General features: G+C 70.3%; 5 protein-coding genes. 4 read left to right on the top strand and 1 reads right to left on the bottom strand.

Annotated elements, in window-relative coordinates; translation table 11 throughout:
- Positions 1 to 24: 24 nt before the first annotated feature.
- Positions 25 to 630, bottom strand: a complete 606-nt coding sequence (locus tag BN11_RS21405) for a hypothetical protein (RefSeq protein WP_053084154.1) — start codon at positions 628 to 630, stop codon at positions 25 to 27.
- A 227-nt stretch (positions 631 to 857) separates the two neighbouring features.
- Here BN11_RS21405 and BN11_RS16845 point away from each other — a divergent pair, with 227 nt between their 5' ends.
- Genes BN11_RS16845 through BN11_RS16830 form a run of 4 tightly spaced genes read left to right on the top strand, consistent with a single transcriptional unit; the run spans position 858 to position 5,490 of the window.
- Positions 858 to 2,174, top strand: a complete 1,317-nt coding sequence (locus BN11_RS16845; protein ID WP_048699495.1) for a DUF1565 domain-containing protein — start codon at positions 858 to 860, stop codon at positions 2,172 to 2,174.
- A gap of 15 nt (positions 2,175 to 2,189) precedes the next feature.
- Complete coding sequence (locus BN11_RS16840) at positions 2,190 to 3,080, top strand: PhzF family phenazine biosynthesis protein (RefSeq protein WP_235435620.1); 891 nt, start codon at positions 2,190 to 2,192, stop codon at positions 3,078 to 3,080.
- The gene (locus BN11_RS16835; protein WP_083433832.1) at positions 3,077 to 3,919 is read left to right on the top strand and encodes an ABC transporter ATP-binding protein; all 843 of its coding nucleotides are present in this window, start codon (positions 3,077 to 3,079) and stop codon (positions 3,917 to 3,919) included. The genes BN11_RS16840 and BN11_RS16835 overlap by 4 nt, the downstream gene beginning before the upstream one ends.
- Complete coding sequence (locus tag BN11_RS16830; RefSeq protein WP_048699493.1) at positions 3,895 to 5,490, top strand: hypothetical protein; 1,596 nt, start codon at positions 3,895 to 3,897, stop codon at positions 5,488 to 5,490. The genes BN11_RS16835 and BN11_RS16830 overlap by 25 nt, the downstream gene beginning before the upstream one ends.
- The last annotated feature ends 346 nt before the right edge of the window (positions 5,491 to 5,836 follow it).

The following is a 5,836-nucleotide window of genomic DNA, read 5'->3' as shown; positions in this document are numbered from 1 at the left end:
CGGGGCCCCCCCCCCCGCCGGTGCTCAGGTGAAAGAGGTGTTGGAGTTCGAGGTGGTACCGCTCGGCGTGGGGACCGGCAGGGTGCCCGAGCCGCCGGACTGGCCGGGAGCCTGGCCGGGCATCCCGCCGCCGTGGTGGCCACCCATGCCGCCGCGGCCCATACCCGGCCCGCCCTGGCCGACCTCGACAGTCTTGAGATCGGCAGAAACCTCGACCCGCACCATCTGCCCGTCCTTGGTGCCGAACGCGTCATACGACCCGTCCTCGTCCTTCATCACCTGCGTGACGGTGACGTCCGAGTCCTTGGCCTTGATGGCGTCCTTGACCTTGGTCAACTCATCGCCGGTCACGGCCGTATGCGCGTGGCCGCCCATGCCCTGGCCGTCACCCATACCGCCGCGGCCCATGCCGCCCTGGGGTGCCAGCTGGCCCGTCTGGCCGTTGTTCGCGCCCTGGCCGTTGTCCAGGCTGGGCAGACCGCTCGACGTCGACGAGCTGGCGGAGGACGTGGGAGTGGTCGTGGAAGTCGAGTCGCCCGTCGCGGCATACGCGATCGCGCCGCCGCCGGCAATGAGCAGACCGGCCGCGCTCGCGGCGAGCGCGCCTTTGCCGAGCTTGCTGGAAGCCATAGTCTTCATGCTCCTTGTGCGAGGTCGAGAGCGGCATCTCCGCTCTCCCTGATGGCCTCAGATTGGGCCGCGAACCTGTCATGAAGCTGTGGCCGGGATAAGTCTTCGCTCAGCGTCACCGACCCCCGGCGCAGGTCACCTCACGCGGACACGGCTTTGCCGACGGGGGTCCGCGCGGTAGTTTGCCTCCCAAATCCCAAAACAACGTGCTGCTCACAGGGGGACCCATGCCCACATTGCCGATCGCTGCCCGCCTGGGCGCCGGGCTGTTGACCATTCCGGTGTTCGCCGCCGGCACCACCGCGACCGCGTCGATCCCGGAGGGCGGCCGCCTCGTTGGCGCGAGCATCCACGTGGCCACCACCGGCAGCGATGCCAACCCCGGCACGGCCGCCAAGCCGCTCCGCACGATCCAGAAGGCCGTGGACCGGTCCGGGCCGGGCGCGAAGATCCTGGTCCACAAGGGCACCTACAACCAACAGATCAGCATCACGCACTCCGGCACCGCCCGGGCGCCGATCACCCTGACCGCCGCCGGCGACGGTCCCGTCAAACTCACCTCCGTGCAACCGGCCACCAAGTGCTCCTCGATGAAGCCGACCTCGGACCGCACGATCCTCGTCAAGGGCGGGGCGGACTACTGGACGATCTCCGGTCTGCAGATCCACAACGGCGTCTACATCAACGGCGGCGGGGGCTTCGACGCCTTCACGTGGACCGACAGCCTGGTGGACAAGAGGAACTGGCAGGAAAGGCGTCGGGTCCCCGGCACCTCCACGAACGACCCGGAGGTCAGCAGGGGCGCCATCGCCTACGTCGAGAGCAAGATCGGCCGGACGCTGAACCCCGCCGACGGCATAAAGCTGATCGGCAACACCGTCACCGGCCGCGGAATCCACGCCACCCTCGCGCGCTCGGGCCTGATCCAGGACAACACGATCACCCGCGTCGACTGCGGCACCGGCCCGGGCATCTGGGTGCTGACCTTCAGCACCTTCTGGCGGATCACCGGCAATGACGTCTCGCACATCGCCGACGCCAGCACCAACCACTACATGCAGGAGGGCATCCGGCTGGGCACCTCCTCCAATTACAACCGCATCGACAACAACTACGTCCACGACCTCGGTGACGACGGCCGCGGCTTCGCCACCGACGTCGACGCCTCCTTCAACATCTTCGAGAACAACCTCGTGCGCGACGTGCCCGTCGGCTACAACGACGAGATGTCCGGATGGGGCAACGTCTGGCGCAACAACCGCGCCGACCGCTACACCACCATCGCCTTCGGCTTCCGGATGAAGGACCGCGAGCTGACGCTGCCGTCGAAGGACACCAGCACCCACTACTCCATCGTGACGAACAATGTCGCCACCAACCCGAAGGGTTCCACGGCCTACGGTCTGGGCATCGGTGCCATCGCCGGCAGCACCTTCAGTGGCAACCGGCTCGGCCGCGTCGTCCTCGGCAAGTACCTCAAGGGCTACTGGGCCAAGCAGGGCAACACCTGGAACGGCACCACGCGCCCGCCGAGCAACTCCTGATCGGCCGCTGACAGACTGGGCCCTGTGCCCGCGTTCCGTCAGATCGACGTCTTCACCGCGGTCCCGTTGCGGGGCAACCCTCTTGCCGTGGTGCACGACGCCGACGACTGGTCCGACGAGCAGATGGCCCAGTTCGCCAACTGGACCAATCTGTCGGAGACCACATTCCTGCAGCAGCCGACCGACCCGCGCGCGGACTACCGGGTGCGGATCTTCACGATCGCGGGCGAGCTGCCGTTCGCCGGCCACCCCACGATCGGGTCGGCGCACGCGTGGCGGGAGGCGGGCGGCATACCGAAGGCGGAGGGCCGGATCGTCCAGGAGTGCGGGGTCGGGCTGGTCGATGTGTCGTATGCCGAGCGGCTCGCCTTCGCCGCTCCCCCGCTCCTGCGCAGTGGGCCGGTGGAGCTGGACCACGTGGCAACGATCGGCGCAGCGCTCGGGCTGACCCCCGACCAGATCCTCGCCGCCGCGTGGATCGACAACGGACCGGGCTGGATCGGCCTCGAGATCGATTGCGCCGCAAGCGTTCTCGCGCTCGACCCGGATCCGGCCAGAATGCGCGGACTGAAGGTCGGCGTCCTCGGCCGGCACGCCGACAGCGGCCCCGTGGCGGTGGACGTCAAGGGCGTGGACGTCAAGGGCGTGGACGTGGAGGGCGTGGAGGTCGAGGTGCGCGCCTTCTACTCGGACGGCCGCGACGCAGGGGAGGATCCGGTGACCGGTTCCCTGAATGCCGGTATGGCGCAGTGGCTCATCGGCGAGAGCCGCCTGCCGGAGCGGTATGTCGCCCGGCAAGGGACAGCGCTCGGCCGCGACGGGCGAGTGCACGTCCATACTACCGACGACCGGATCTGGGTGGGCGGTGACGCGGTGACAGTGCTGACAGGTAGCGTCGCAGTGTGACTGAGTATGCAGGGGCTCCCGGACCCACCCCACACCCCCCTCCGCAGGCGGCGCCTCAAAAGGCGGCGCCCACCCCACCCGCGCTGGCCATCCGCGGTCTCGGCAAGGCCTTCGGCGGCCGGGTCGCCGTCAACGGCATCAACCTCGACGTGCCCGCCGGATCCTTCTACGGGCTCGTCGGCCCCAACGGCGCCGGCAAGACGACCACCCTCTCCATGGTCACCGGCCTGCTGCGGCCCGACCAGGGCCAGGTGTGGGTGCACGGCGTCGACGTCTGGGCCGACCCGGTGGCCGCGAAAAAGGCGATCGGGGTGCTGCCCGACGGGCTGCGCCTTTTCGAACGGCTCTCCGGCGCCGAGTTGCTGTCCTATCTCGGGCGGCTGCGCGGCATACCCACCGAGGTCGTGACCCAACGCAGCGGCGAGCTGCTCGACGTGCTCGACCTGACCGGGGCCGGCGACAAGCTCGTCGCCGACTATTCGACGGGGATGCGCAAGAAGATCACCCTCGCCGCGGCGCTGCTGCACTCGCCGCCGCTGCTGCTGCTAGACGAACCACTCGAGGCGGTCGATCCCGTCTCGGCGCGCATCATCCGCGAGGTGCTGCACTCGTATGTCCGCGGCGGCCGCACGGTCGTCCTGTCCTCCCACGTCATGGACCTCGTCGAGGACAACTGCACCCACGTCGCCGTGCTCAACGAGGGCAATATCGTCGCGGCCGGGCCCCTTGCCCAGGTGCGGGGCGACGCCGCGTCGCTCGACGACGCCTTCTTCCACATCGTCGGCGGCCGGGACATCGCCGAGGGGGGCCTGGAATGGTTGCGCTCTTCGCAGGACTGAAGCTGCGCCTGATCCGCAACCGGGCGATGAACCGCGGCGACCTCGGGATCCTCTGGCTGATCCTCGGCGTCCTCGCCGCGATCGTCGTGGGCGGCCTGGTCGGCCTGGGTTTCGCCACCTTGCGCACCGCACCGGACGCCGCCCCTCTGGGGCTGGCCAGCTTCTTCTTCAGCCTGCTGCTCGCGTGGCTGGTGATGCCGCTGGTGGCGTTCGGCGTCGACGAGACGGTCGACCCGCGCCGCTTCGCGCTGCTCCCGATACCCCTCGGCCGGCTGCAGCGCGGCCTGCTCGTCTCCTCGCTCGTCGGCTATCTCCCGCTCGCCAACGCGATCGCGCTGACCGGCGCCGCCATCGGCCTGAGCCGGAGCTGGTCGCTGCTGCCGGTCGCCCTCGCCTGCGTGCTGGGGGTGCTGCTGATGTGCGTCATCGGGTCGCGCGCGCTCGCCGCCTCGATGGCCTCCCTCATGGGTTCGCGACGCGGCCGGGACCTCGGCATGGCCGTCACCTTCGCCCTGTTCGTCGTCTACGTCGTGCTGTCCGGCGCGGCGGGCGGCGCCCGGGCGGGGTCGTTCGCCGACTCTCTGGCCGGCTCCGTCGGCCGCGTCCTGGGGTGGACGCCTCCCGGAGCGCTGGCCGTCATCCCGTCGGATCTCGACGAGGGCCGCTGGCTGTCTGCCGCCGTCCGCGCCCTCATCGCCGTCGCCTTCCTCGTCGCGCTGTGGGTGTGGTGGGGCCGGGCCCTGCACAAGAGCCTGACGACGATCGGCTCGACGACCGAGTCCTCGGCCGTGGCCGGCGGGCTCATGGACGCCGACGCGGTCGCCACCGACACCCGCTCGACCGCGCAGCTGATGGTCGGCCGCGATGCGACGATGACCTGGCGCGACCCGATGCGGCGCCTGCCGCTGCTGATGATCGTCATGCTGGCGGTCGGGTGGCCCTTCCTGGTCACCGGAAGCGAACGGTCGGGGTATGCCGTCGCCTTCGCCGGAGCGATGGCCGGCATGCAGGCCGCGACGTCCTATGCCACCGAGGGTTCGGGGCTGTGGCTGCACCTGGTCGCCTTCGCCGACCGGGCCCGCGCCCGGGGCGAGCTGTGGGGGCACGCGATCGCCGCCATCGTGCCGGGGCTGGTCATCAGCCTCGTGGGGGTGCTCATCCAGGTGGTCGTCCGGGACGGCTGGTCGCACCTGCCGGGCATGCTCGGGCTGTGCTTTGGCGCGGTGATCGCCTCGCCCGCCGCGGCGGCGGTGTTCGCCTCCGCCTACGTGCCGTATGCCGTGCCCCAGAGCCGGACCTCGCTGTTCGCCTCCCGCGTCCCGGGCCAGGGTGGCCGCGCGTTCGCGGCGTCGCTCGTGACGATGCTGGGCGGCGCGGCGCTGTGCATCCCCGTCATCGTGCTGGTCGTGCTCGGGGAGACGGTCGACTCGATGTACGCGTGGGCGGCGCTCGTGCTCGGCCCGCTCTATGCCCTCGTCCTGCTCTGGTTCTCGGTCCGGTTCTCGGCGGAGCGCTATTTGAGCCGTGCCCCGGAGATCCTTCAGACCGTCAGCGCCGGCGACCGCGTCTGAGCCGCGACGTCTGAGCCGAGACGTCTGAGCGGCGACCGCCCGCGAGCGGCGATCCGGGCACTCGGGCGCTGGGCAGATCCGGGGTCGGCGCTAAGTGCCGTGGACGGCCCGGCCCTCCGTTACGGTTTGACACCTGACCCGGAGGTAGCACGTGGCCGATTACGCCCCCCAAGACCCACCGGCGGGCGTCGTCATACGGCTACCTGTGGCTGATGTTCTCCGACCCGCCCGAGTAAGGCAGAAGGACGCGCGGAAACCCTTGGGGTTGTCGGCGCGATTTGTCAGGATTGGTCTGTGAGCCCGTCGCCACCGCCGCCGCCCCCGCCGGGGTGGCGGCGTGCTGCGC

The sequence above is a fragment of the Nostocoides australiense Ben110 genome, from assembly GCF_001050535.1.
Lineage (GTDB): Bacteria > Actinomycetota > Actinomycetes > Actinomycetales > Dermatophilaceae > Nostocoides_A > Nostocoides_A australiense.
The sequence above is the reverse complement of the archived record's forward strand: the minus strand, read 5'-3'. Positions and strand labels throughout refer to the sequence as shown.

Coding starts and splice junctions, on each gene's coding strand:
- BN11_RS21405 (WP_053084154.1), bottom strand. CDS start 630: ATGGCTTCCAGCAAGCTCGGCAAAGGCGCGCTCGCCGCGAGCGCGGCC.
- BN11_RS16845 (WP_048699495.1), top strand. CDS start 858: ATGCCCACATTGCCGATCGCTGCCCGCCTGGGCGCCGGGCTGTTGACC.
- BN11_RS16830 (WP_048699493.1), top strand. CDS start 3,895: ATGGTTGCGCTCTTCGCAGGACTGAAGCTGCGCCTGATCCGCAACCGG.